The organism is Pseudonocardia lutea (genome assembly GCF_042658055.1).
GTDB lineage: Bacteria > Actinomycetota > Actinomycetes > Mycobacteriales > Pseudonocardiaceae > Pseudonocardia > Pseudonocardia lutea.
In genome coordinates this window covers 1-23,865 of the sequence record NZ_JBHSQK010000077.1, presented here as the reverse complement: position 1 = coordinate 23,865, position 23,865 = coordinate 1, and the positions used below count along the sequence as shown (strand labels likewise).

Here is a 23,865-nt window from a genome sequence, read left to right as displayed (position 1 = left end):
CGATGAGTGCTCGAGCGACCCTCCGCACCCACGGCGTGGTGCGGATGCTGGGGCTCGCGCGACCCCGGGGCGGGCGGTTCGCCCTGGGCGTGCTGCTCGGGGCCGTGGCGACCGCGGCGGGGGTCGGGCTGCTCGCGCTCGCCGCGTGGCTGATCGCGACCGCGGCCACCCATCCGCCGGTCACCGCGCTGGGCGTGGCCGTGGTGCTCACCCGGGCGCTCGGCGTGACCCGCGGCGTGGCCCGCTACCTCGAACGCCTGGTCACCCACGACGCCGCGCTGCGCACCCTCGCCGACGCGCGCGACCGCGTCTACGCCCGGCTCGCGGCCACCGAACCGGTCCGTCGGTTCCGCTCCGGCGACCTGGTCTCGCGGCTGGTCAGCGACACCGACGCCACGCAGGACCTGCTGGTCCGCGGGCTGACCCCACCGCTGTCGGCGCTGCTGGTCGGCGGCGGGGCGGTCGCGCTGTCGACCGCGCTGCTCACCGAGGGCGGGCTGCCGACCGCCTCCGGCCCGCTGCTCGACGGGCTGGCCGTGCTGCTGCTCGCCACGCGCGCCGGTCGCGGGCCCGGCCGCCGCGCCACGGCGGCCCGCGCCGAGCTCTCGACCGCCCTGGTCGACGCCCTGCAGGGTGCGCCCGACCTCGTCGCCTACGGGGCGATGGACCGCGCCGTCGCACGGGTCGAGGCGGCCGACGCCGAGCTCACCCGCACGGCCCGCCGCGACGCGACGCTGCTCGGCCTCGGCACCGGCGACGTCGCGCTGCTCGCCGGCCTGACGCTCTGGGGCTCGCTGCTGCTCGGCGTCGCGGCGGTGTCGGCGGGGCGGCTCGACCCGATCCCGCTGGCCGTCCTCGTGCTGACCGCGCTGGTCGCGTTCGAGATCGTGGCGCCGCTGCCCGCGGCGGCCGCCCGGCTGGGTGCGGTGCAGGCCAGCGGCGACCGGCTCTTCGACGTCCTGGACACCCCGCCGCAGGTCCGCCCGGCGTCGGCCGAGCCGGTCCCCCCCGGGCCCGCCGACCTGCGGATCCGCGGCCTCCGCGCCCGCTACCGGGACCGGGGCACGGCCGGTCCCCCCGTGCTCGACGGGCTCGACCTCGACGTACCCGCGGGGGCGCACGTCGCCGTGGTCGGGCCGAGCGGGGCGGGCAAGAGCACGCTCGCCGCGGTCCTCTTCCGCTTCCACGACGCCGAGGTCGGCTCGGTCCGGCTCGGCGCGACCGAGCTGCTGGAGCGCTCCCCCGACGCCGTGCGCGCCGTGGTGAGCGGCGTCCCGCAGGACCCGCACGTCTTCGACAGCACGGTGCGGGAGAACCTGCGGCTGGCCCGGCCGGCCGCGACGGACGCCGAGCTGCGGACCGTCCTGGCCCGCGTGCGCCTCGACCTCGACCTCGACGACCCCGTGGGCGTCCGCGGCAGCCGGCTCTCCGGCGGCATGCGGCAGCGGCTCGCCCTGGCCCGCGCGCTGCTCACCGACCCCGCGGTCCTCGTGCTCGACGAGCCCACCGCGCACCTCGACCCCGCCACCCGGGACGCCGTGCTCGACGACCTGCTCGACGCAGCCGAAGGCCGCGCCACCCTGCTGATCACCCACGACCTGGCCGGGCTCGGGCGGATGGACCACGTGTACGTCGTCCGGGAGGGGCGGGTGACCGAGCACGGCACCCCCGCGGAGCTGCGGGACGCCGGCGGGTGGTTCGCGGGCCGGCCTGCTCTCAGCCGGTCCACAGCCGAGCGCTGACACCCTCCACGCCGTGCGTCCCCGCCGATCCCTCCGCCCCGAGATCGCCCGTTCCCGGCCCCGTGGTACCCGGTCCTTCGGGGCCCGGTCCTCTCGGGCCCGGTCCTTCCGCGCCCGGTCCGCCACCGCCGTCGCGGCCCTCGCCGTCGGCCTGCTCGCGCTGACCGGCTGCTCGACGGCGACCCCGCCCGCGACCGGTGCGGCCACCGACCGGTCCGCCGCCGGCCTCGACCTCGGGCGGGGCTGGGACTGGACGCCCCAGGGCGCCCCGCTCGACCTCGGGGTGACGCACACCCAGGACAGCCTGGACGACCACGACCCGGCGGAGGCGAACGCCCGTGGCGAGGCGATCCTGCGGGACTCCGGGGTGTGGCAGAACGTGCACCTCATGGGCTTCGGCACGCTCAGCCCGGAGCCCGCGCCCGGCCAGTACGACTGGGCGACGCTCGACGAGCGCATGGAGCTGGTGCAGCGGACCGGGGCCCGCACCGTCCTCACCGCCTGCTGCGCCCCGGACTGGATGAAGGGCGGCGTGCCCGGGCGGACCGACTGGACCCGGCTCGAGGCCGCCCCGCTGCCGCAGGACTTCCCGGCCTACGCCGCCCTCGTGGCGCGGACCGTGCAGCGCTACCCGCAGATCGAGCGGGTCGTGGTGTGGAACGAGCTCAAGGGCTTCTTCGACATGACGAAGAACCGCTGGGACCACGAGGGCTACACCGCCCTCTACAACGCCGTGTACACGGCGGTGAAGGCGGTCCGGCCGGACGTGCAGGTCGGCGGCCCGTACCCGGTCATGATCAGCCTGCCGAAGGACGACCCGAACGCGTCGGACACCGTCACGGGCAGCTGGGGCGCGATCGACCGGCGGATCCTCGACGCGCTCGGGTACTGGGACGCGAACAAGGTCGGCGCGGACTTCCTGGCCGTCGACGGCGGGACGGCGCAGCGGGGCGGCACGATCAGCGGCCGGCTCGACGACGCGGCCACCAAGTTCTCCGACGTGACCCGCTACCTGCGCACGACGAGCACGCTGCCGATCTGGTGGACCGAGTTCTACTCCGAGGTGCCCGACGGCATGACCGGCGCGGCGGACAGCCAGGCCAGCGCCGCGTCCACGCTCGCCTCGGTGGCCGCGTTCGCCCGGTCCGGCGTCTCCGTCGCGCTCCTGTGGGGCCCGCAGGGCAGCTCGCTGGAGTACTCGGCGCTCTGGACGGACGCCACCGAGCCGGCCGGCGGTCGGCCCACCCCGCTCACGCAGGCCTGGCAGTGGCTCGTCCCGCGGCTCGCGCAGGGGACCGTGGAGCTCGGGACCGCGCAGGACGCCCCGCTGATCGCCTTCCGGGCACCCGACGGCAGCGCGGTCGTCGTGAACGTCTCCGACGAGGAGGTGCCGGTCGACGGGCAGCAGCCGCTGGCCCCGTACGCGATCGGGATCCGCAACGCCCCGACGGCCTGACGGCGCGCTCTGCGGCCGCCGGTCCCGCGGCGGCCGCGGACCCGGTCGGCGCAGCCGGCGGCCCGGACCGAGGGGCGCCGTCCGCAGGACCGGCGCCCCCGTCGGGCCGGCCGACGCGTCAGGCCTTCGGGCCACCCGCGACGTAGATGACCTGGCCGGAGACGAAGCTCGAGCGCTCGTCGACGAAGAAGGACACGGTCTGCGCGATGTCCTCGACCTGGCCGGCGCGCTGGACCGGGATCTCCTTGGCGCGGGCCGCCTTGAACTCCTCCCAGTCCACGCCGAGCCGCTCGGCGGTGGCCTTGGTCATCTCGCTGGCGATGAACCCCGGGGCGATGCAGTTGACGGTCACGCCGAACTTGCCCAGCTCGATCGCGAGGGTCTTGGTGAAGCCCTGCAGGCCGGCCTTCGCGGTCGAGTAGTTGGCCTGGCCGCGGTTGCCCAGGGCCGAGGTCGAGGACAGGTTGACGATACGGCCCCAGCCGGCGTCGACCATGTGCTTCTGCACGGCCCTGGCCATGAGGAACGAGCCCTTGAGGTGCACGCCCATCACCGAGTCCCAGTCCTGCTCGCTCATCTTGAACAGCAGGTTGTCCCGGGTGATGCCGGCGTTGTTGATCAGTACGGTCGGCGCGCCGAGCTCCTCGGCGACCCGCTCCACGGCGGCCTCGACGGCCGCGGCGTCCGACACGTCGGCACCCACGGCGATGGCCGTGCCGCCGGCGGAGACGATGGCGTCGACGGTGGTCTTCGCGGCCGACTCCTCGAGGTCGATCACCGCGACCTTGAACCCGTCCTGGGCCAGGCGCTGTGCGGTGGCCGCACCGATCCCCCGCGCCGCTCCCGTGACGATCGCGACGCGCTGCTGGGACTCCGCCATGTCTTCGTCTCCTTCGACTTCGCTCTTCGCTGCGACCCACCGGTCGTGAACGACCGATCGTTTCGCCCCGATCCTCGCACCGGGGACCCGGCCCGACGCAACCCGCTGTCGCCCGCGCCACGTCCGGATCCGTCCCGCGAGTTGGTGCGACTGCATTAAGGTCCCGCCCATGACGGTACTGCAGCGTTTCTCGCTCGAGGGCAAGGTGGCCATCGTGACGGGCGCGTCGTCCGGGCTCGGCGTCGCGTTCGCGAAGGCGCTGGCGGAGGCGGGTGCCGACGTCGTGCTGGGCGCGCGCCGCGCCGACCGCCTCGACGGCACCCGGAAGATGGTCGAGGAGCTCGACCGCCGCGCCCTGGCGGTGACCACCGACGTCGCCCGGCAGCCGGACTGCCAGAACCTCGTCGACACGGCGATGGCCGAGTTCGGCCGGGTGGACGTGCTGGTCAACAACGCCGGCATCGGCACCGCCGTCCCGGCCACGCGGGAGACGGTCGAGGAGTTCACGCAGGTCATCGACGTGAACCTGAACGGCTGCTACTGGATGGCGCAGGCCTGCGGGCGGGTCATGCAGCCGGGCAGCAGCATCGTCAACATCTCCAGCATCCTCGGCCTCACCACCGCGAACCTGCCGCAGGCCGCGTACGCGGCCAGCAAGGCGGGGCTGATCGGCCTCACCCGCGACCTCGCGCAGCAGTGGGGCGGGCGCAAGGGCATCCGCGTCAACGCGCTGGCCCCCGGCTTCTTCGAGTCGGAGATGACGGACCAGTACAAGCCCGGCTACCTCGACTCGATGATGGCCCGCGTGCCGCTGGGCCGGAAGGGCGACCCGGAGGAGCTGGCCGCCGCGCTGGTCTTCCTCGCCGGCGACGCCGGCGGGTACGTCACCGGGCAGACCATCGCCGTCGACGGCGGCATCACGATCACCTGACCGGCTACGGTCCCCCCGTGAGCGACCCCGCGAAGAGCCCTGTGAAGATCGGGAACGTCCTGTACCCCGTGGCCGACGTCGACGCCGCCGTGCGGTTCTACGCCGACACCTTCGGCCTGCCCACGAAGTTCGTCGACGGCGACCGCTACGCCGCCCTCGACGCCGGCGGGACCACGCTGGCCCTGGCCGGCCCGGCCGAGGACGTCACCGGCGGGGTGCCGGCGGCGTCGTTCAAGGTGCCGGACGTGGCCGCCGCCCTCGCCGCCCTCGTGCAGGGCGGCGGGTCCCTGGTCCGCGAGCCCGAGCAGGGCCCGCACGAGGTCCGGGCCGTGGCCCGCGACCCGTGGGGCAACACCGTGGTGGTCTACGGGCCCCGCTGAGCGGAGCTTGCGGAGCGAACCTCGGCGCCGAGCGGAGCTTGCGGAGCGAACCTCGGCGCTGAGCGGAGCTCGCGGAGCGAACCTCGGCGCCGAGCGGAGCTCGCGGAGCGGACATCGGCGCCGAGGATCAGTCGAGGAGGACGGTCCGGAGGTCGAGCCGGCGCAGCACGCGGTCGGCGGCCTCCGGGTCGATCCCCGGCTCGCGCCGTGCCGCCAGCACCTCGGCGCGGGCGGCGGCCAGCGCGTCGGCCTCGATGGTCCGCAGCGTCTCCCGGCGGTCGCGGATGGCGCGTAGGCGCTGGCGCTCGTCCTCGGACAGCGACTCGCCGGAGAGCACCGCGTCGAGCCGGCTCATCCGCTGCCGGATGGCGGCCTCGACCTCCTCGGGCAGCCCGTCGCTGCGGTCGGCCTCGCCGATCCGCGCGGCCATCCGGTTCAGCGCGGCCCGCTGCGCCCGGCGGGTCACGATCTTCTCGGCGCGCTCCTCGGCGTCCGCCCGCTCGGCCACGCCCAGGGCCCCGACCAGCGCGGGCAGGGTGAAGCCGGGCAGCAGCAGGGTCACCAGCAGCACCGACACGGCGATCAGGGTGAGCTCCGCGCGGGCCGGGAAGGGCGCCCCGGACGCGACGGTGGCGGGCAGCGAGAGCGCCAGCGCGAGGGTCGCGAGCCCGCGCATCCCGCACCAGGCGAGCACCACGGCCTCGCGGCCCGTGCGCGGTGCGGCGGAGGCGTCGGCCGAGCGGCGCAGGGCCAGCCACGCGGCCGTCATCCACAGCATCCGGATCCCGACGACCAGGAGGCAGATCAACCCCGCGTGGCCCAGCATCCGCGGCAGGTCCGCGCCCACGTCCTCGACGACTCCCCGCAGGTCCAGCCCGATCAGCCCGAACGCGACGCCGGTGACCAGCAGCTCCACGACGTCCCAGAACGAGCGCTGGACCAGGCGCTCGGCGGCCTCGTCGGCGTCGCCGAGCCGGCGCAGCTGCAGCGCGACCACCACGACCGCGACCACGCCCGACGCGTGCAGCTCCTCCGCGGCGAGGTAGACCGCGAAGGGCAGCACCAGCGTGAGCGCGCTGCGGCCGATCGTGTCCGTGACCCGGGCCAGGACCATCCGGGCCAGCCACGCCACCACGAGCCCGATGAGCACGGCCGCGACCGCGCCGACCAGGAAGGACAGCGCGAGGCCGGCGAAGGACAGCTCGTCGCCGCGCACGGTGGCCAGCACCGCGGCCTGGAACACGACGAGCGCCGTCGCGTCGTTGAACAGGCCCTCGCTCTGCAGCACCGCGAGCAGCCGGCGCGGGATGCGCACCGGGCCCGCGACGGCCTCCACCGCGACCGGGTCCGGCGGGGCGACCATCGCGCCGAGGGCCACCGCGGCGGTGAGCGAGATCCCGGGGATCAGCAGCACGGCCAGTCCGCTCACCGCCACGATGGTGACCACGACGAGCGCGATCGCCAGCAGCGCGATGGACCGCCAGCGGGCCCGGAACAGCGACCAGGAGGTGCGCTGCGCCGTCGCGAACAGCAGCGGCGGCAGGAACAGCGGCAGGATCAGCTCCGGGTCCAGCGCGAAGCGGTCCGGCAGACCGGGCGTGAGCGCGACGAGGGCGCCGAGCACCACCATCAGCGCCGGCCACGGCAGCCGCAGCCGGTCTCCGACGCCCACCAGCACCACCGCGCCGAGCATCAGGCCCACGATGAGCAGCAGGTTCTCCACCGGGGAAGCTTCCCAGCCCGATCGGTGCCATGATCCGGGACCATGAGCCACGACCCCTACAGCGACCTGCCCGACCTCCCCACCTTCACGCTGACCAGCGACGACGTCACGGACGGCGGCACCCTGGCCACGCCGCACCTGTCCGGCCTGATGGGCGCGGGCGGCGAGGACCGGTCACCGCACCTGTCGTGGAGCGGCTTCCCGGAGGAGACCAGGTCGTTCGCCGTGACCTGCTACGACCCCGACGCGCCGACGGCCTCGGGCTTCTGGCACTGGGCGGCTGCCGACATCCCCGCCTCGGTCACCGAGCTGCCCGCAGGGGCCGGCGACGAGAACTCCTCCTCGCTGCCCAAGGGCGCCGTCGTGCTGGCCAACGACGCCGGGATGAAGCGGTTCGTCGGTGCCGCCCCGCCGCCCGGGCACGGCCCGCACCGCTACCTCTTCGTCGTCCACGCCGTGGACGTGGAGAGCCTCGGCCTGCCCGAGGGCGCGACCCCGGCCTTCCTCGGGTTCAACCTGTTCAGCCACGCGATCGCGCGCGCGACCCTGACCGCCACCCACGAGAACACCGGCTGACCCGCCGGCGGGAGGGGCGCGCGGCGGGGCCGTACCGCAGTACGGTCCCGCCGTGGCCGACATCACCCAGCTCATCCTCGACGACCACGAGTGGTTCCGCCGCCGGTTCGCCGAGCTCGACGACCTGCGTGCCGAGGGCGCCGAGCCCTCGGCGCTCCGCGCGGTCTGGCGCCCGCTCGCCGACCTGCTCGACGTCCACGCCGAGGCCGAGGAGCGCATCTTCTACCCGCAGCTGCTCCGCAAGGGCGCGAACGACCCGGAGGAGGAGACGCTCGACGCCATCGGCGACCACAACGACATCCGGGACGGGGTCCGGGAGGCGGACCGCAACCCGGTCGGCAGCGCGGGCTGGTGGACGGGCGTCGACCACGCCCGCGAGGCCAACGACGAGCACATGGGCGAGGAGGAGAACGAGGGCCTGCCGGACTTCCGCCTCAACGCCCCGTCCGGGCTGCGCGAGGCGCTGGGCCGGCAGTTCACCGAGTTCAAGGAACGGCACCCGGGCGGGCGGGGCATCGAGGTCCGCGACAAGGACCCCGAGGAGTACGTGGAGTCCATCGAGCGGGAGATCCACCCGCCGTCGGACTTCTCCGGCGACGTCTCGCTCGGCATCGGCGGGCTCCGCGGCCGCTGACCCGTCCCCTCCCCGCACGTCCTCCCCACCACAAGGAGCACACCACGTGACCGCACCCTCCGACCACCTGCTCAGGGCGCACGCGCCCATTCCCACCGAGGCCTGGAAGGCGATCGACGACGAGGCCCGCGAACGGCTCACCCCGCTGCTCGCCGCCCGCAAGGTGGTCGACTTCGTCGGCAGCGGCGGCTGGCAGCACTCCGCGCGCAGCCTGGGCCGCACGACCGGCCTCGCGAGCCCGCCGCCCGGCGTACCGGACAGCGCGGGGGTGAGCGCCCGCGTCCGCCGGGTGCTCCCGCTCGCCGAGGTCCGGGTGCCCTTCACGGTCTCCCGCGCCGAGATCGACGACATCCAGCGCGGCACCCCCGATCCCGACTTCGAGGACCTCGACCGGGCCGCCCGGGTGGCGGCCGAGATCGAGAACCGGACCGTGTTCCACGGCTGGCCGGCCGCCTCCGTCGAGGGCATCGCCCAGGTCGCGCCGTACGAGTCGCTCGCGCTGGGCGAGGACTGCCTCAAGTGGCCGGGCGTGATCGCCCGCGGGGTCGACGCGCTGCGCCGCAACGGCATCGGCGGGCCCTACTCGCTCGCGGTCGGGCCCGATCTCTACACCAGGATCGTCGAGACCACGGAGTACGGCGGCTACCTGCTCTTCGACCACCTTAAGCGGATCCTCGGCGGCTCGGTGATCTGGACGGCCGGCGTCGACGGCGCGGTGCTGGTGAGCGAGCGGGGCGGCGACTTCGCGCTCGACGTCGGGCAGGACCTCGCGATCGGCTACTCCCACCACGACGCCGACACGGTCGGCCTCTACCTGGAGGAGAGCTTCACCTTCCAGGTGGTCGAGCCCGACGCGGCGTTCGTGCTCACCGTCTGAGTCCACGGCCGACTCGTGCGTCGGTGAACGGTGCCGAGCTGGAGGTGGCCGTCGAGGGCGCGGGCGAGACGATCGTGGACGTCCACGGGGCCGGGATCGCGGACTCCTCCCTCCCGGTACGGCGGAGGGGCCGCGGATCGGGTGATCCGCGGCCCCTCGTCGTGGTGGTGGCGGCGCAGGTCAGATGGTGAGCAGCCGCTCGAAGAAGCTCCGGTAGCGGCCCAGGGCCAGCCGGAGGTCCTCGGTGGAGGCCGACTCGTTGTTCAGGTCGCGCTCGAGCTCGGTGCGCTGCCGCTTGAACAGCTGCTCCAGCTCGTCGAGCACCTCGCCGACCAGGCCGTTGGCGTCGCGGACGGCGCCCCGGGGCTCGTCGACGAAGCTCGCCTTGAGCGACTCCCAACGGCGCAGGTAGTCCGCGGAGCGGTCCTGCGGGATGAGGGTCGCGTGGCCGGAGGAGTCGGTCTCCTGGGTGGGGGCACCCATCGACTCGGCCCGCGAGCGGCCCCCGGTGTCGTGGCCCCTGTCATAGCCGCCGTCGTGGCCGCCGTCGGTGTGCGCGGGCGTGCGCTCGCGCAGCCCGTGGCCGCCCTCGTCGCCGGGCATCCGCTCGTCCGGCACGCCGCCGCCGTGTGCGGTGGCCGTGGAGCCGGTGGGGCCGGTGGAGTCGTGCCCGCCGCCGTCGTGCGTGCCCATCGGCGCGGTGGCGGTCGTGCCGCCGCCGGCCCCGGTGTCCGCGGTGGCTCCGGTGGCCGTGGTGGCTCCGGTGTCCTGGCCGCCGTCCAGGTCGACGGTGCGCACGCCCTCGTCCCGTCGGACGTCCGCGTGGCCGGTGCCGCCCTCGCGGCCGCGGAGCCCGTCGTCCGGCACGTCGCCCGCGCCGAGGTCGCCGTGGCCGCGGTCCTCGGGAAGGTGGTCCTCGTGCCCGCGCGGCGAGGGCATGGGGCCGCCGCCCTCGCCGGTGTCGTGGCCGCGCTCGCGGGTGCCGACGCCGCCGCGGTCCTCGGGCGCGGCGTCCTGCCCCTCGTGGCCGTGCTGACCCGGTTCCCGGCCCAGCACCTTGTCCAGGAAGCTGCGGTCGTCGTGCCCGGTGTGGCGGTCGCCGTGGTCGGCGTGGCCGCTGTCGGTCCGGGGGTCGAGCTTGTCCATCAGCCGCTCGCCTCGCGTCTCGTCGCCGCGTCGCTCGTGGCCCGCGTGCTCGCTCATGCGCTCGTCTCCTTCCGGTGGGTGGCCTGGCGGCCGGCGGGATCGCCGCCGGACCGGCCGTCGTGGTGACCGTCGTGGCGGCCGTCGTGCCGCTGGTCGCCGCCGAGGAGCGCCTGCACCAGCTCGCGGTAGGAGGTCACCGCGCCGCGCAGCTCCTCGGTGTCGGCCCGGTGCTCGCGGTTCGCCTGGGCGATCCGGCGCGCCTCGCGGTAGCGCTGCACCACCACCGGATGGTCGACCGAGACGTCCGCGGCCCGCTGCTCGAAGTCGTCGACCGGGTACCCGCGGGCCGACATCAGCTCGTCCACCAGCGCGTCGGCCCGGTCGACGGCCTTGTCGGGGTCGTCGACGAACTCGGCCTGCACCTGGGTCCACCGCCGCTCGAAGGTCTCGCGCTCGCGGTCGTCGAGGGTGCGCAGCTTCAGGCTGCGGTGGCGCTTCTCGCGCTCCGCCAGGACCCGCTCCGTCTCGGCCGGGTCGTTGGTCTCCGACAGGTGGCGGTCGTACTCCGGGCCGAAGCGCTCCTTGAGCCGCCGGCTCTTCCGGCGCCCGTTCATCGACCACGCGAACGCGGCGAGCGCCAGCAGCGCGATCACCACCACGACGATCACTACGATGACTGTGGTGCTGCTCATGGACCTCGGGTGCCCACTGAGGACCTGTCACAATCGGTGAACGGCACAATGATCTGTGACCGCGGCCACACTGAATCGAGTGAGCATGAAACGCTCTGGTCCGGACGCCGACGAGGACACCGCCGAACGGCCCGCGGCGGGTGTCGACGAGTCGGCGGACACCTCCGGGGACGAGCCGAGGGACACCGACGAGCGGGTCGAGGCGGCCGCGGACGAGCTCTACGGCGTGCCCCCGGACGACTTCGTCCCGGTACGGGACGAGCTGGTCGCCGAGGCCAGGCAGGCCGGTGACAAGGAGGCGGCCAAGGCGATCGGGCGGTTCCGAAGGCCGACCCAGGCCGCCTGGTTGGCCAATCTGCTCGCCCGCGAGCGCGGCGACCAGCTCGACGCCCTGCTCGACCTGGCCGAGGAGCTGTCCTCCGCTCAGCGGACGCTCGACGGCGCCCAGCTGCGCCACCTGTCCGCGCAGCGCTCGAAGCTGGTCGGGGCGATGGCCCGGGAGGCGCGGCGGCTCGCGGCGGCCGACGGGCACCGGGTCACCGAGTCCGTCGAGAAGGACCTGCGCGGCATCCTCGAGGCGGCCCTGGCGGACGAGGACGTGGCCGACGAGGTGCGGTCGGGGCGGCTCACCCGCACCGTGAGCTGGTCCGGCTTCGGGTTCGGCGGCGAGACGAGCGTGGGCACCGGCACGCGCAGGCCCCGCGACCGGGAGGCGGACGGTGCCCGGCGCAGCCGGCCCGTCACCCGGCCGGCGCGGCGGCCTGCCCGCGAGCGTCCGGCGGAGGACACCGACCAGGACACGACCGCGGGGCCCGGGCTCGACGCCGAGGCCGACGCCGAGGCCGCCGACCGTGCCGAGCGGGAGCGCCGCGAGCGGGAGGAACGCGAGCGCCGCGAGCGCGAGCGGGCCGAGGCGCGCGAGGCCGTCGAGGCGGAGCGCCGCGCCGCGGAGGCCGCCGAGGACGCCGAGGAGGACGCCGCCGCGGCCCTGCGGGACGCCGAGTCGGACCGCGACGACGCCACCGCCCGCGTGGAGGAGCTGACCGCCGAGCTGGAGCGGGCGCGCGCGGCCCGGCCCGCGGCCGCGGCCGCGGTGAAGGAGGCCGCCGAGGCCGAGCGCGAGGCGAGCCGCGCCGCCCGGGACGCCCGGACCGCCCTGTCGCGCGCCGAGGAGCGCCTCGCCGACCTGGAGGACTGAGGTCGGCCCGCGGGTTCACGGGCCGGCCGCACGGTGATCAGCCGTCGTGGACGCCGACGGTCGGAAATCGGCCTTCCGCGTCCACGATCCGTGATCACGCCGACGATCCGGAGGAGCGTCGATCAACCGGAGCGCTCGCGCAGCTCCCGCTTGAGCAGCTTGCCGGTCGCCGTGCGGGGCAGCGGCTCGTCCCACCAGAACACGTGCGCCGGGGCGGCGAACCCGGCCACCCGCGCGGTCACGTGGGCGCGGAGGGCCTCGGCCGCCGCGTCGTCGTGCGCCGTGCCGGGCTCGGTGCGGACTGCGGCCGCGACCTCCTCCCCCAGCGTCGGGTGCGGCACACCGAAGACCGCCACCTCCGCCACCCACGGCACCTCGTGCAGCGCCGCCTCCACCTGGGCGCTGTAGACGTTCTCCCCGCCGCGCAGCACGACGTCCTTGAGCCGGTCCACGACGTACACCCAGCCCGCCCGGACGAACCCGAGGTCGCCGGTGCGGAACCAGCCGTCGACGAAGGCCGCCGCGGTGGCCCCGGGGTTGTGCCAGTACCCGCCGACGACGTTCGGCCCGCGGAACCACAGCTCGCCGATCTCGCCCTCCGGCACCTCGGCCAGCGTCTCGGGGTCGACGATCCGGAGGTCCGCGCCGGGCGCCGGGCGGCCGACGCTGTCCGGGTGGGCCACGTAGTCCGCGCCGATGTTGGCGCAGACCGCCGAGGTGGTCTCGGTGAGGCCGTAGCCGTTGGCGGACAGCGGCCCGAGCTCGGTGCCGATCCGCTGGACCAGCTCGCCGGGGATCGGCGCCCCGCCCATCCCGATGCGGGACAGCGACGCCAGCTCGTCCGGGTGCGCGATGGCGATCTCGGCGAGCTCCCGCATGGTGGTCGGGACTCCGGCACCGCCGGTCAGCCGCTCCTCGCGGACCAGCCGGCGCGCCTCCTCCCGGTCCCACCGGTACAGCGTCGCGACCTTCCCGCCCACCACGACCTGCCCGTACAGGCCGTTGAGCCCGGCGATGTGGAAGAGCGGGTAGGTCAGCAGGGTGCCGGACTGCGGCGGCGCCGGCCGGCCCGACGGCGAGGCGGCGGCGTTCGCCCGGGCGGTGAGCAGCACGTTCAGCGCGTTGGTGACGTGGTTGCGGTGGGTGTGCACCGCGCCCTTGGGCCGGCCGGTGGTGCCCGAGGTGTACAGGATCGTGGACGGGTCGTCGGGGCGGACGGTCACCGGCGGCGGCCCGACCGTGAGGTCCAGGGACGCGACCAGGTCCGCCCACTCCCGCCCCGGGGACGGGCCCTCGCCGCGCACCCGGATCAGCGGCACGTCGCTCCCGATCCCCCCGTGCCCGGCCAGCAGGGGCGCCCGCTCGCCGTCGGCGACGACGACCCGGGCGCCGGAGTCGCCCACCGCCCACACCAGCTCGGGGCCGGTCCACCAGGCGTTGAGCGGGACGGCGACGAGACCGGCGAGCTGCGCGGCCCAGAACACCACGCCCCACTCCGGGTAGTTGCGCATCGCGATCGCGACCCGGTCGCCGGGCTCCAGGCCGTACCCGCCGCGCAGCGCGGCGGCCAGCCCGTGGACCAGCCGAAGGTGGGTGGCGTAGTCGAGGTGCTCGTCGGCGTAGACCCAGTAGGGGCGGTCGCCGAACGCGGCGGTGTCGGCGATCGTCTCGGCGAGGGTGTGCGGCCCGCGCTCGTACACCCGCATCGGGATCCCGCCGACCACCTCCTCCCGCAGCGCGAACTCCGCGCCGGGGGCCGTCATGCGGGCGAGCTCCCGCCCGAGCGGGGTGTCGTCGGCGTGGACGCCCGCTCCTGCGCCAAGGGATCCCGTCCTGCTCGCTACCGCCTGGTCGTCGCTGTCCGTGGCACGCATCGGCGATCACTCTGCCACCCGGGGCACCCGTCGCGCGACGGCCCGTTGCGCCGTGACAGGGTCGACGGGTGACCGCGGGGCGGACCGGGATCGGGGACTGGGCCCGCGCCCTCCCCTGGGGCCGTTGGGCGCTGCTGGTCGTGCTGACGGCGGGCCTCACCGTGGTGCTGCAGGCCCTCGGGGTCCCGTCGCCGGCCCTCTTCGCCGGCCTCGCCGTGGCCACGGTCCTCGCGTTGACCGGTCTCGGACCCGCCCGGGTGGCCCGGCCCGCGACCTCGGCGGCCCAGGCGGTGATCGGGGTCGTCATCGGGGTGCTGGCCCGGCCGGACACGCTCACCGCCGTCGCGGCGGGCTGGCTGCCGGTACTGCTGGTGAGCCTCGGGTCGCTGGCGGTCAGCATGGCGGCCGGGCTGCTGCTGGGCGTGCAGCGCGGGGTGTCCCCGCTGACCGGGATGCTCGCGCTGACCGCGGGCGGGGCTTCGGGCCTGGTCGCCGTCACCCGCGAGCTCGGCGGCGACGAGCGGATCGTCTCGGTGATCCAGTACCTGCGGGTGGGCATGGTCACCGCCACCATGCCGGTCGTCGCGACGGCCGTGTTCGGGGCCGGGCACCTCGGCGTCGGGTCCGGTCCGGGCACGGCGGGCGGCCCCTGGTACCTCGGGGCGGCGCTGGTCGCGGTCTGCGTGCTCGTCGGCGTCCCGATCGCGAACCGGCTGCACGTGCCCGCGGGCGCCCTGCTCGGTCCGATGGTGATCGCCCTGGTGCTCAGCCTCTCCGGGCTGACCTTCGGCGCCTCGCCGCCCGCCCTGCTGGTCGACCTCGCCTACGCCGTGATCGGCTGGCAGGCGGGGCTGCGGTTCACCCGGCCCGCCCTGCGGACCGTGCTGCGGGTGCTCCCGCTCGCCGCGGCGCTGATCCTCGCGATCGTCGCCGCCTGCGCGGGGCTCGGCCTCGTCCTGTCCGCCGCGACCGGCGCGAGCCTGCTCGACGGCTACCTGGCCACCACCCCGGGCGGGATCTACGCCGTGCTGGCCACGGCGATCTCCTCGGGCGGCGACGTCACGTTCGTCGTGGCCGTCCAGGTGCTCCGGGTGGTCCTCATGTTGCTGGTCGCGCCGTTCCTGGCCCGGCTCGTGGGCCGGCGGTGGGGCGGAACCGAGCCCGGCCCCGGGTCCGAGCCCTAGTTGAGATCGGCGAGGCTGCGCCCGGTGGTCCGCGGGCCGAGCACGGCCACGTCGACGGCCACGATCACCATCGCGAGGGCGATCGCCACGAACACCGCGGTCGGGCCCGCCGTGTCGAGCAGCGGGACCAGCACGAACGGCATCACGGCCGTCGCCAGGCGGGACAGCGAGTAGGCGCTGCCGGCGCCGGTGGCGCGCAGCGTCGTGGGGAACAGCTCGCCCATGTAGACGTGGAAGCCGTTCGAGAACAGGTTGCTGACCACCGTGTAGGCGAAGCCGAGCACCACGATCAGCACCGCGTTCTCCGCGTACCCGAAGCCGAGCCCGAGCACGATCATCCCCACGGCGCCGGCGACGACGAGGGTCTTGCGTTCCACCCGCTCCATCAGCGGGACCGACAGCGCCGAGCCGATCGGGTAGCCGAGGAAGCTCAGCGCGGTGAAGGTCAGCCCCTGCACGACGTCGTAGCCCTTGGCCGCGAGCACCAGCGGCACGAGCGTGCCGAAGCCGTAGTAGCCGAAGGTCTGGAAGAGCTGGAAGATCCAGAGCATCACCGTGCGCCGCCGCCAGGGCGGCCGGAACAGCGCGCGGATCGGCTCGCGCTTCGCCGGGGCGACCCGGGTGGCGGGCTCCGGCTCCTCGAGCGCGCCGTGCTCGGCGCGGGCCGCGTCCTCGAAGGTGCGGACGGCGGCGTCGGCCTCCTCGTTGCGGCCCACCGAGGCGAGCCAGCGCGGCGACTCCGGCAGCCCGCGGCGCATCAGCCAGCACAGCAGTGCACCGAGGCCGCCGATGACGAACATCCACCGCCAGCCCTCGAGCCCGAGGAAGCTGTGCGGGGCGATCGCGCGGGCGAGCAGGCCCGCGACCGGCACGCCGCAGAACCCGATGGTGTACGCCCACGCGATCATCCGGCCGCGGACGCGCGCGGGCAGCAGGTCGGACAGGTAGGCGTCGGACAGCGGGAGCTCGGCGCCGATCCCGATGCCCGCGAGGAACCGGCACACGATCAGCATCTCGACGTTCGGGCTGAAGGCCCCCAGCACGGAGAACAACGAGTAGATGCCGAGGGTGAGGAAGAAGGCGCGGCGCCGGCCGACCCGGTCGGCGAGGCGGGTCAGCGTGATCGCCCCGACGAAGGCGCCGACGAACACCGACGCGAGCACCAGCTTCTGCGCGGTGCCGGTGACGCCGAACTCCCGGCCCAGCACCGTCGCCAGCGTGCCGGCGAGGAACACCTCGTAGAGATCGAAGAAGATCCCGATGCCCACGGCCACCAGCGCGAACCGGTGCCGGCGGGTCACCGGCAGCCGGTCCAGCCGGGCGTGGATCTCCGCCACGGACGAGCCCGCCGAGGTCGTCATCGACCCTCACCTCCCCCGGCATCGTCTCGGCGGTTCGGGGTCCCCGCAGGTCGGGCCGTCCGCTTCGCCGGGAACGTCCTGCTCGGTCCGGATCAGCCGCGGGGTCCGCGGGTGACCCGGCCCGCCGGCGGCTCGGGCACCGCCTCCGGGTGCAGCGCCCACGCCAGCGCCTCCACCCCGTCGACCAGCCCGGGCCCCGCCTGCACGACGTACGCGGCCGAGTCGATCGCGACGAGCGGGACCCCGGGCAGCTGCTCGGCCACTCCCCCGGCCTGGCGCTCGGCCTCGGCCAGCCCGAACCCGCACGGGGCGACGACGGCGACGTCCGGCCGCAGGGCCGCGAGCTCCGCCCACCCCGCCGCGACGCTCCGCCCGCCCTCGACCGCCCCGAGCGGCTCGCCGCCGGCCCGGCGGACGAGCTCGGGGACCCAGTGCCCGGGGACGTAGGGCGGATCGGTCCACTCCAGCATCAGCACCCGCGGCGCGGGCCGCCCGGCGACGGCCCGGGCGACGGCCGCCAGCCGCGCGCGCAGGTCCCCGACCAGGCGTTCCCCCGCGTCGGCGGCGCCGGCGGCCCGGGCGACGGCGAGGATCGCGCCCAGCACCTCGTCGAGCGTGTGCGGGTCGACCGAGACCACCGCCGCGTCCGTGCCGATGTCCGCGAGCGCGTCCTCGACCGTGCCGGCCGGCAGCGCGCAGACCCGGCAGAGGTCCTGGGTGAGGATCAGGTCGGGCCGGGCCGCGGCGAGGGCCGCGCGGTCGAGCTCGTACATCGGCAGCCCGGCGGCCACGCGGTCGGCGACCCAGGCGTCGATCTCCTTGGGCTCCAGCCCGGGCGGGATCGCCGTGTCGACCACGACGGGGACGTCCCCGCGCGAGCCGGGTGGGAGGCCGCACTCGAAGGTGCGGGCGACGAGCGCGGGGCCGAGCCCCAGCGCCCCGACGATCTCCGTGGCCGCGGGCAGCAAGGACGCGATCCGCATGCGGCGGAGGGTAACCCCCGCGGGCCCGGTGCAGCGCCGTCCGGCGCCGCGTCCGGATGACCGGGGGCGCCGGATGCGGCAGGCTACAGGCGGCGCCGTGCGACGCACGGCCCTGCAGGATCTCCGGCCCGGCCGGAGGACGAACCGGAGGACGACATGGCCATCCACCCGCGGGCCGGCACCCCGGCCCGCCCCGAGGACCTCGTCGACGTGCCGGCGCTGCTGGCCGCGTACTCCGAGCGGCATCCCGACCCCGCGGTCGCGGAGCAGCGGGTCGCCTTCGGCACCTCCGGGCACCGCGGGTCGGCCTTCTCGGCGACCTTCAACGACGACCACATCGCCGCCACCAGCCAGGCCATCTGCGAGTACCGGGCGCAGCAGGGCACGGACGGACCGCTGTTCCTCGGCAAGGACACCCACGCGCTGTCCGACCCCGCCTGGGAGACCGCGGTCGAGGTGTTCGCGGCCAACGGCGTGCAGGTGCTCGTCGACGCCCGGGGCGGCTGGACGCCCACGCCCGCCGTCTCGCACGCGATCCTGACGCACAACGAGGGCCGGGACTCCGGGCTCGCCGACGGGGTCGTCGTCACGCCGTCGCACAACCCGCCCTCCGACGGGGGGTTCAAGTACAACCCGCCGGACGGCGGCCCGGCCGGGACGGCCGCCACCAGCTGGATCGCGAACCGCGCCAACGAGCTGCTCGAGGCGACGCTGCAGGGCGTGCAGCGGGTGCCGCTCGACCGGGCCGAGCGCGGCACCTACGACTTCCTCGACGCCTACGTGAGCGACCTGGAGTCCGTCGTCGACCTCGACGCGATCCGCAGCGCCGGGGTCGTGCTGGCCGCGGACCCGCTCGGCGGCGCGGCCGTGCACTACTGGGGTGCGATCGCCGAGCGGTACAAGCTCGACCTCACGGTGGTGAACCCGGACGTCGACCCGGCCTTCGGCTTCATGACGCTGGACTGGGACGGCAAGATCCGGATGGACTGCTCGTCGCCGTACGCGATGGCGTCCCTGGTCGGCCGCAAGGACGAGTTCACCATCGCCACCGGCAACGACGCCGACTCGGACCGGCACGGCATCGTCACCCGGGACGCCGGGCTGATGAACCCGAACCACTACCTGGCCGTCGCCATCGGCTACCTGTACGCACACCGCTCCGGCTGGCCGGGCGGCGCGGCCGTCGGCAAGACCGCGGTGAGCTCGTCGATGATCGACCGGGTGGCCGCCGACCTCGGCCGGGAGCTGCTCGAGGTGCCGGTCGGGTTCAAGTGGTTCGTGCCCGGCCTGCGGGACGGCAGCATCGCCTTCGGCGGCGAGGAGAGCGCCGGCGCCTCCTTCCTCCGCACGGACGGCCGGCCCTGGTCCACGGACAAGGACGGCATCATCCTGTGCCTGCTGGCCGGTGAGATCACCGCGGTGACCGGGCAGACGCCCTCGCAGCGCTACGCAGAGCTGACCTCGCGCTTCGGGGACCCGGCCTACGCCCGGACCGACGTGGCGTGCTCCCGGGAGGACAAGGCCAAGCTCGGCAGGCTGGCCGCCGAGGACGTGTCGGCGACGGAGCTCGCCGGCGACCCGATCACGGCGCGGCTCACCACCGCGCCCGGCAACGGCGAGCCCCTCGGCGGGCTCAAGGTCGTGACGGAGAACGGGTGGTTCGCCGCCCGGCCCTCCGGCACCGAGGACGTCTACAAGGTCTACGCGGAGAGCTTCCGGGGTCCCGAGCACCTGGCCCGGATCCAGGAGGAGGCGCAACAGGTCGTGAGGGGAGCGCTGGGCGGATGACGAAGAAGAGGCACCACGGGCACCACCACGGTCTGGGCATCGACATCGGCGGGTCGGGGATCAAGGGCGCGCCGGTCGACCTGGACAAGGGCAAGTTCGCCGACGAGCGGCTGCGGATCCCCACCCCGCAGCCGTCGACCCCGGAGGCGGTCGCCGGGGTCGTCGCGCAGATCCTCGACCACTTCGAGTGGGACGGGCCCTTCGGCTGCACGTTCCCGGCCGTGGTCCAGCACGGGGTCACGCAGACGGCGGCCAACGTCGACCCGTCCTGGATCGGCTGCGACGCGCAGGGGCTGCTGCGCGCGAAGACCGGCCGCAAGGCGCTCGTGGTCAACGACGCGGACGCCGCCGGCATCGCCGAGGTCGAGTTCGGGGCCGCGAAGGGACATCGCGGTGCCGTGCTGGTCTCCACCCTCGGCACGGGCATCGGGTCCGCCCTGGTCCTGGGCGGGCACCTGTTCCCGAACACCGAGCTCGGGCACCTGGAGATCGACGGGTACGACGCCGAGAAGCGCGCCGCCGACTCCGCCCGGGAGCGCGAGGACCTCTCCTGGGAGGAGTGGGGCGGCCGGCTGACCCGCTACTACCAGCACGTGGAGAACCTGCTCTGGCCCGACCTCATCGTGGTCGGCGGCGGGGTGAGCAAGAAGTTCTCCCGCTGGCAGCCCTACGTGCAGACGCGCACGCCGATGGTCCCGGCGCAGCTGCTCAACGACGCCGGGATCATCGGGGCGGCACTCCTGGCCCACCAGGAGCACTAGGCAGGCGTCTGGGCGCGTTCGACCAGCTTCTCCACGGTGGCGCGGGCGCCGTCGCGGTGCAGGGAGTCCAGCGCCCAGAGGTAGGCCTCGCGGAAGCGCTCGTCGTCCGCGAGGTCGCCGAACACGGCGGTGTTGCGGATGAACGCGTCCGGCTGCTCGCGCTGGGCGCGGGCCAGCGGGACGAGGGTGTCGGCGAGCCGGTCCTGCACGTCGATCGGGTCGCCCTTCTCGTCGACGCCCTCGGCGTAGCGTGCCCAGCTGGCCACGACCGCGGTCGCCCGCTCCATCTCGCCGCCGTGCTCGAGCTGGTGGCGGATCACCGGCAGCACCCACAGCGAGATCCGGTCCGAGCTGCCGAAGTTGATCCGCGTTAGCGTGTCCGCGACCCCCGGGTTGGCGAACCGCTCGATCAGGGTGGTCTTGTAGGCGTCGAGGTCCACCCCGGGCACCTCGGAGAGCGTCGGCGTGCCCTCGCGGTCCATGTAGTCCCGCAGGAATCGCGCGAACAGCGGGTCGCCGGCGACCTCGTGCACGAAACGGTGGCCGGACAGGAAGCCGAAGTAGCCGAGCGCCTGGTGACTGGCGTTAAGCAGGCGCAGCTTCATCAGCTCGTAGGGCACGACGTCCTCGACGAGCTGCACGCCGACGTCCTCGAAGGGCGGGCGGCCCGAGGAGAAGTGGTCCTCGAGCACCCACTGGGTGAAGGGCTCGCACACGACCGGCCAGCCGTCCGTCAGGCCGAACTCGTCGGCGAGGCGCGTGGTGTCCTCGGCGCTCGTCGCGGGGGTGATCCGGTCGACCATGGAGTTGGGGAAGCCGACGTTCTGCTCGATCCAGGTGGCCAGCTCCGGGTCCTTCAGCCGGGCAAAGGCGGCGAAGGTGCGGGCCGCGGTGTCGCCGTTGCCCTGGATGTTGTCGCAGCTCATGATCGTGAAGGCGGGCAGCCCGCGCTCGCGCCGGCGCGCCAGCGCCTCGGTGACCAGCCCGAACACCGTCGCCGGCACGGCGCCCGGCTGCAGGTCGGCGCGGATCTCCGGGGTGTCCTCGGCGAACTCGCCGGTGACCTGGTCGATGTTGTAGCCGCCCTCGGTGATCGTCAGCGAGACGATCCGGGTGCTCTCCGCGGCCATCTTCTCGACCACCGCCTCGGGCGAGTCCGGGGCGAACAGGTACTCGACGATCGAGCCGATCACGCGCGGCGCGAGCGAGCCGTCCGGCTGCTTGACGACGAGCGTGTACAGGCCCTCCTGCTCGGTGAGCACCTCCTGCATGCGCCGGTCCCCCGGCAACACCCCCACGCCGCAGATCCCCCAGTCGAGCGCCTCGCCCTCGTTCATCAGGGAGTCGACGTACATCGCCTGGTGCGCGCGGTGGAACCCGCCGACACCGAAGTGGACGATGCCCACGGTCACCGCCGACCGGTCGTAGCGCGGGACCTCCACGCCCTCGATCTCGGGCGACCTGCCCCCGGCCAGGGTCTGCATGGCGTCCCCCTTCGCGCGCGACTGTGACCGGGCCGACACTAGCCGGTCAGCCGGTCAGCCGGTCACCGGCCGGATCCCCCAGCGCGCCGTCCACTCCGCCCCCGGGGCGAGGAGGGCGAGGTCGGTGCCGGAGTTCAGCGCGTCGGGCGGGCAGGTCATCGGCTCGACGGCCACGCCCCGGCCGTGCCCGGGCATGTCCGGCGGGGTGAAGACCTGGACCCAGCGGAACACCGGCTCGGCCCACAGCTCCGCGCCGCGGCCGTCCGGCGCGACGAGCCGGTGCCGCACCAGGTCGTCGCCCTCCGCGGGGGCGCAGTCGCCGAAGGCGGCGTCCAGCTCGACGCCCTTGAGCCGGGCGCCCACGCGCAGCGGGTCGTCGGCCGCGAGGGGCTCCAGGGGTCCGCCGGGCAGCTGGTCGGTCAGCGGGAGCGCGGCGCGGGCGGCGAGGGTGAGGGTGCAGTCGTCCGTCGGGGTGTCGCCGACCCGCAGGTAGGGGTGGAAGCCCAGGCCGAACGGGACGTCGTCGGTGCCTTCGTTGGTGGCGCGGGTGGTGACCGTGAGGCCCTGCTCGCCGACCGCGTAGGTGACGGCGACGCGGACCGGCTGCGGCCAACCGTTCTGCGGCGGGGCGACGGCCTCCAGGGTGATCGCCGCGTCGGTGCGCTCCGTGGGGCGCCAGAAGGCGTACCGGAGCAGGCCGTGGATGGCGTTGCCGGCGTCGGGCTCGGTGAGCGCGAGCTGCTGCTCCTTCCCCCGCCAGCTCCAGCGGCCCCCCGCGACCCGGTTGGGCCAGGGCGCCAGCAGCGCCCCCGACCCGCGCGGCGGGCGCACGCCCTCGGGCTGGGGCTCGGTGTAGTCGACGCCGGCCACGGAGAAGGAGCGCAGGCCCGCCCCGACCTCGTTGACCGCCGCCCGCGCCGCGCCGGACGCGATCGCGAAGTGCTCGCCGCTCGGATCCATCACGGACGCCATCCTGCCGGGTCCGGGGTGGACCGCGGTGCCCGGCACGCGTGCGAGGACCCGCGTCCGGCAACCCGTACGGACCCGTGGCCGGGGATCAGGCGGGGTGGGCCAGCGGGGCGGCGACGGGGGCGGGCGGACCCAGGTCGATCACCGCGACCTCCGCCACCGCGCGCCGGGCCAGCGCGGCCAGGTGCTCGTGGTGGGTGAACAGCAGCACCTGCCAGTCCGCGGCCAGCTCGCCGAGGACGGCGAGGGCGGCGGCGGCGCGGGCGTCGTCGAAGGTCATCAGGACGTCGTCGAGCACCACCGGGACGGCCGGCAGCCCCGCGGCCCGGCGCTCGGCCTGCAGCTGGCGGATCCCGGCGAGCCGCAGCGCGAGGAAGACCTGGTCCGCCGTGCCCTCCGAGAGCTGGTCCGGGGCGAGCTCCTCGCCGTCCGCCCGGGCGGCGACGAGCGTGCGGGCCTCACCGCCCGCCGGCCGCAGCCCCGCGAACCGGCCGCCCGTGAGCCGCTCGAGCAGCCGGCCCGCCTCGTCGAGCAGCGGGGAGGAGTGCCGCCGCTCGTAGCTCTCCAGCTCCCGCCGCAACGTCTCGCGCTGCAGGTGCACGATCACGTACCGCTCGGCGGCCTCCGCGGCCCGGGCCAGGTGCCCCTGCGCCTCGGCGTGCAGCACGGCCGCCCCGTCGGCCCCCTCGAGCACGCGGCGGCGGTCCCGCAGCCCGCCCAGCTGCTCCAGCAGCTCCTCGTGCTCGCGCGCCAGCTCGGCCGCGGCCGCGCGGGCGCGCTCGAGCTCCTCGGCGAGCGCGCTCTCCTCCACCGTGTCCGAGGCCGCGACCAGCTCGTCCGCGTCGAGGTCCGGGGCCGCGGTACGCAGCAGGGCCAGCGCGGTGGCCTCCGCCTCCCGGATCCGGACGGCCTCGCGGCCGCGCTCGGCCGCGGCCTCCAGCCCGCCCTCCTCGGGGGAGGCGGTGAGCCACAGCTCCACGGCCAGCCGGTCCAGGCGCTGCCGGGCCGCCGACGCCTCGCGGCGGACCCGGCGGACCTCGGCCTCGGCCTGCTCGGCGGCGGCATCGACGTGCCGGGCCGTCACCGCGGCCTCCGCCGCGTGCCGGACCCGCTCGGCCAGCTCGGGCAGCGCGACCGCCGGGGGCAGCGCGCGCCCGAGGTGTCGCTCGGCCAGCGCGGCCACGGCCTGCTCGTGCGCGGAGACCCGCGCCGCGAGCCGCCTGGCC

22 protein-coding genes are annotated in these 23,865 nt (G+C 75.3%); 12 read left to right on the top strand and 10 right to left on the bottom strand.

The window, feature by feature from the left end; all coding sequences use genetic code 11:
• Positions 1–2: 2 nt before the first annotated feature.
• Complete coding sequence (gene cydC, locus ACFQH9_RS25550) at positions 3–1,742, top strand: thiol reductant ABC exporter subunit CydC (protein WP_379569772.1); 1,740 nt, start codon at positions 3–5, stop codon at positions 1,740–1,742.
• Positions 1,743–1,755: 13 nt separating this feature from the next.
• Positions 1,756–3,198, top strand: a complete 1,443-nt coding sequence (locus ACFQH9_RS25545; RefSeq protein WP_379569770.1) for a hypothetical protein — start codon at positions 1,756–1,758, stop codon at positions 3,196–3,198.
• Positions 3,199–3,316: 118 nt separating this feature from the next.
• On the opposite strand, the gene fabG is transcribed toward ACFQH9_RS25545, so the two are convergent.
• Positions 3,317–4,078 carry a 3-oxoacyl-ACP reductase FabG gene (gene fabG, locus ACFQH9_RS25540; protein ID WP_379569768.1) on the bottom strand — a complete coding sequence of 254 codons (762 nt, stop codon included), beginning with the start codon at positions 4,076–4,078 and terminating at the stop codon, positions 3,317–3,319.
• A 169-nt stretch (positions 4,079–4,247) separates the two neighbouring features.
• Between fabG and ACFQH9_RS25535 the strand changes: the two genes are divergently transcribed.
• On the top strand, positions 4,248–5,009 hold the full coding sequence (locus ACFQH9_RS25535; protein WP_379569766.1) for an SDR family NAD(P)-dependent oxidoreductase: 762 nt from the start codon (positions 4,248–4,250) through the stop codon (positions 5,007–5,009).
• A gap of 17 nt (positions 5,010–5,026) precedes the next feature.
• A complete protein-coding gene (locus ACFQH9_RS25530) occupies positions 5,027–5,389 on the top strand; it encodes a VOC family protein (protein WP_379569764.1) in 363 nt (120 codons plus the stop codon).
• Positions 5,390–5,516: 127 nt separating this feature from the next.
• On the opposite strand, the gene ACFQH9_RS25525 is transcribed toward ACFQH9_RS25530, so the two are convergent.
• Positions 5,517–7,112, bottom strand: coding sequence for a Na+/H+ antiporter (locus ACFQH9_RS25525; protein ID WP_379569762.1), 1,596 nt, complete (start codon positions 7,110–7,112; stop codon positions 5,517–5,519).
• Positions 7,113–7,154: 42 nt separating this feature from the next.
• Between ACFQH9_RS25525 and ACFQH9_RS25520 the strand changes: the two genes are divergently transcribed.
• The 4 genes from ACFQH9_RS25520 to ACFQH9_RS25505 are packed head-to-tail and all read left to right on the top strand — an operon-like array spanning position 7,155 to position 9,390.
• Positions 7,155–7,688 carry a YbhB/YbcL family Raf kinase inhibitor-like protein gene (locus ACFQH9_RS25520; protein ID WP_379569760.1) on the top strand — a complete coding sequence of 178 codons (534 nt, stop codon included), beginning with the start codon at positions 7,155–7,157 and terminating at the stop codon, positions 7,686–7,688.
• Positions 7,689–7,740: 52 nt separating this feature from the next.
• The gene (locus ACFQH9_RS25515; RefSeq protein ID WP_379569758.1) at positions 7,741–8,322 is read left to right on the top strand and encodes a hemerythrin domain-containing protein; all 582 of its coding nucleotides are present in this window, start codon (positions 7,741–7,743) and stop codon (positions 8,320–8,322) included.
• A 46-nt stretch (positions 8,323–8,368) separates the two neighbouring features.
• Positions 8,369–9,199 (top strand): family 1 encapsulin nanocompartment shell protein, encoded by an 831-nt coding sequence (locus ACFQH9_RS25510; protein WP_379569756.1) that lies wholly within the window; start codon positions 8,369–8,371, stop codon positions 9,197–9,199.
• Positions 9,200–9,222: 23 nt separating this feature from the next.
• The gene (locus ACFQH9_RS25505; RefSeq protein WP_379569754.1) at positions 9,223–9,390 is read left to right on the top strand and encodes a hypothetical protein; all 168 of its coding nucleotides are present in this window, start codon (positions 9,223–9,225) and stop codon (positions 9,388–9,390) included.
• On the opposite strand, the gene ACFQH9_RS25500 is transcribed toward ACFQH9_RS25505, so the two are convergent.
• The gene (locus ACFQH9_RS25500; RefSeq protein ID WP_379569752.1) at positions 9,380–10,402 is read right to left on the bottom strand and encodes a hypothetical protein; all 1,023 of its coding nucleotides are present in this window, start codon (positions 10,400–10,402) and stop codon (positions 9,380–9,382) included. The genes ACFQH9_RS25505 and ACFQH9_RS25500 overlap by 11 nt on opposite strands.
• Complete coding sequence (locus ACFQH9_RS25495) at positions 10,399–11,037, bottom strand: hypothetical protein (protein ID WP_379569750.1); 639 nt, start codon at positions 11,035–11,037, stop codon at positions 10,399–10,401. Before ACFQH9_RS25495 ends, ACFQH9_RS25500 begins: the two co-directional genes overlap by 4 nt.
• Before the next feature lie 85 nt (positions 11,038–11,122).
• On the opposite strand from ACFQH9_RS25495, the gene ACFQH9_RS25490 reads away from it, so the two are divergent.
• Positions 11,123–12,235 (top strand): hypothetical protein, encoded by a 1,113-nt coding sequence (locus ACFQH9_RS25490; protein WP_379569748.1) that lies wholly within the window; start codon positions 11,123–11,125, stop codon positions 12,233–12,235.
• 122 nt (positions 12,236–12,357) lie between these two features.
• Here ACFQH9_RS25490 and ACFQH9_RS25485 read toward each other — a convergent pair whose 3' ends face one another.
• On the bottom strand, positions 12,358–14,109 hold the full coding sequence (locus tag ACFQH9_RS25485; RefSeq protein WP_379569746.1) for a class I adenylate-forming enzyme family protein: 1,752 nt from the start codon (positions 14,107–14,109) through the stop codon (positions 12,358–12,360).
• A gap of 68 nt (positions 14,110–14,177) precedes the next feature.
• Here ACFQH9_RS25485 and ACFQH9_RS25480 point away from each other — a divergent pair, with 68 nt between their 5' ends.
• On the top strand, positions 14,178–15,293 hold the full coding sequence (locus ACFQH9_RS25480; protein ID WP_379569744.1) for an AbrB family transcriptional regulator: 1,116 nt from the start codon (positions 14,178–14,180) through the stop codon (positions 15,291–15,293).
• Here ACFQH9_RS25480 and ACFQH9_RS25475 read toward each other — a convergent pair.
• Both ACFQH9_RS25475 and ACFQH9_RS25470 read right to left on the bottom strand, forming a co-directional pair.
• Positions 15,290–16,654 carry an MFS transporter gene (locus ACFQH9_RS25475; RefSeq protein WP_379569742.1) on the bottom strand — a complete coding sequence of 455 codons (1,365 nt, stop codon included), beginning with the start codon at positions 16,652–16,654 and terminating at the stop codon, positions 15,290–15,292. The two genes, ACFQH9_RS25480 and ACFQH9_RS25475, sit on opposite strands and share 4 nt — an antisense overlap.
• Positions 16,655–16,746: 92 nt before the next feature.
• Positions 16,747–17,637 carry an ABC transporter substrate-binding protein gene (locus tag ACFQH9_RS25470; RefSeq protein WP_379569741.1) on the bottom strand — a complete coding sequence of 297 codons (891 nt, stop codon included), beginning with the start codon at positions 17,635–17,637 and terminating at the stop codon, positions 16,747–16,749.
• 156 nt (positions 17,638–17,793) lie between these two features.
• On the opposite strand from ACFQH9_RS25470, the gene pgm reads away from it, so the two are divergent.
• Both pgm and ppgK read left to right on the top strand, forming a co-directional pair.
• The gene (gene pgm / locus ACFQH9_RS25465) at positions 17,794–19,425 is read left to right on the top strand and encodes a phosphoglucomutase (alpha-D-glucose-1,6-bisphosphate-dependent) (protein WP_379569740.1); all 1,632 of its coding nucleotides are present in this window, start codon (positions 17,794–17,796) and stop codon (positions 19,423–19,425) included.
• Positions 19,422–20,186: a polyphosphate--glucose phosphotransferase gene (ppgK, locus tag ACFQH9_RS25460; RefSeq protein ID WP_379569738.1), complete on the top strand. Its 765-nt coding sequence runs from the start codon at positions 19,422–19,424 to the stop codon at positions 20,184–20,186. The genes pgm and ppgK overlap by 4 nt, the downstream gene beginning before the upstream one ends.
• On the opposite strand, the gene ACFQH9_RS25455 is transcribed toward ppgK, so the two are convergent.
• The 3 genes from ACFQH9_RS25455 to ACFQH9_RS25445 all read right to left on the bottom strand — a co-directional run.
• Positions 20,183–21,670, bottom strand: coding sequence for a mannitol dehydrogenase family protein (locus ACFQH9_RS25455; protein ID WP_379569736.1), 1,488 nt, complete (start codon positions 21,668–21,670; stop codon positions 20,183–20,185). The two genes, ppgK and ACFQH9_RS25455, sit on opposite strands and share 4 nt — an antisense overlap.
• A gap of 54 nt (positions 21,671–21,724) precedes the next feature.
• Positions 21,725–22,630, bottom strand: a complete 906-nt coding sequence (locus ACFQH9_RS25450; RefSeq protein WP_379569784.1) for an aldose 1-epimerase family protein — start codon at positions 22,628–22,630, stop codon at positions 21,725–21,727.
• Between the two features lie 97 nt (positions 22,631–22,727).
• Positions 22,728–23,865, bottom strand: a 1,138-nt coding sequence (locus tag ACFQH9_RS25445; RefSeq protein WP_379569734.1) for an ATP-binding protein, incomplete at its 5' end; no start/stop codon positions are given.

Coding starts and splice junctions, on each gene's coding strand:
- cydC (WP_379569772.1), top strand. CDS start 3: ATGAGTGCTCGAGCGACCCTCCGCACCCACGGCGTGGTGCGGATGCTG.
- fabG (WP_379569768.1), bottom strand. CDS start 4,078: ATGGCGGAGTCCCAGCAGCGCGTCGCGATCGTCACGGGAGCGGCGCGG.
- ACFQH9_RS25535 (WP_379569766.1), top strand. CDS start 4,248: ATGACGGTACTGCAGCGTTTCTCGCTCGAGGGCAAGGTGGCCATCGTG.
- ACFQH9_RS25520 (WP_379569760.1), top strand. CDS start 7,155: ATGAGCCACGACCCCTACAGCGACCTGCCCGACCTCCCCACCTTCACG.
- ACFQH9_RS25500 (WP_379569752.1), bottom strand. CDS start 10,402: ATGAGCGAGCACGCGGGCCACGAGCGACGCGGCGACGAGACGCGAGGC.
- ACFQH9_RS25495 (WP_379569750.1), bottom strand. CDS start 11,037: ATGAGCAGCACCACAGTCATCGTAGTGATCGTCGTGGTGGTGATCGCG.
- ACFQH9_RS25490 (WP_379569748.1), top strand. CDS start 11,123: ATGAAACGCTCTGGTCCGGACGCCGACGAGGACACCGCCGAACGGCCC.
- ACFQH9_RS25485 (WP_379569746.1), bottom strand. CDS start 14,109: ATGCGTGCCACGGACAGCGACGACCAGGCGGTAGCGAGCAGGACGGGA.
- ACFQH9_RS25475 (WP_379569742.1), bottom strand. CDS start 16,654: ATGACGACCTCGGCGGGCTCGTCCGTGGCGGAGATCCACGCCCGGCTG.
- ACFQH9_RS25470 (WP_379569741.1), bottom strand. CDS start 17,637: ATGCGGATCGCGTCCTTGCTGCCCGCGGCCACGGAGATCGTCGGGGCG.
- pgm (WP_379569740.1), top strand. CDS start 17,794: ATGGCCATCCACCCGCGGGCCGGCACCCCGGCCCGCCCCGAGGACCTC.
- ppgK (WP_379569738.1), top strand. CDS start 19,422: ATGACGAAGAAGAGGCACCACGGGCACCACCACGGTCTGGGCATCGAC.
- ACFQH9_RS25455 (WP_379569736.1), bottom strand. CDS start 21,670: ATGCAGACCCTGGCCGGGGGCAGGTCGCCCGAGATCGAGGGCGTGGAG.
- ACFQH9_RS25450 (WP_379569784.1), bottom strand. CDS start 22,630: ATGGATCCGAGCGGCGAGCACTTCGCGATCGCGTCCGGCGCGGCGCGG.